The organism is Lyngbya sp. CCY1209, from assembly GCF_055795065.1.
In genome coordinates this window covers 1-290 of sequence record NZ_JAYFER010000611.1, presented here as the reverse complement: position 1 = coordinate 290, position 290 = coordinate 1, and the positions used below count along the sequence as shown (strand labels likewise).

The following is a 290-nucleotide window of genomic DNA, read 5'->3' as shown; positions in this document are numbered from 1 at the left end:
TTGTCTCGGAATTGAGGAAGTTTCGGATTCTCGCTGAATTGGGGATGAGTCGGGAGATGCGATCGCATCTGTTATCGCTTCTGAAACCGAAGTTTCCGATATCTCTTCCACGCCAGCAGTGGTGGCTTCTCGTTGAATTGGGGATGAGTCGGGAGATGCGATCGCATCCGATATCGTTTCCGAAGCCAAAGTTTCTGGCTGTCGCTGAATTGGGGAAGTTTCGGATTCTCGTTGAATTGGGGATGAGTCGGGAGATGCGATCGCATCTGTTACCTCTTCCGAAGCCGAAG

At 51.0% G+C, this 290-nt stretch carries 1 pseudogene; it reads right to left on the bottom strand.

The window, feature by feature from the left end:
• Positions 1-290, bottom strand: a pseudogene (locus AC0QHF_RS23210) (hypothetical protein); the annotation flags it as partial.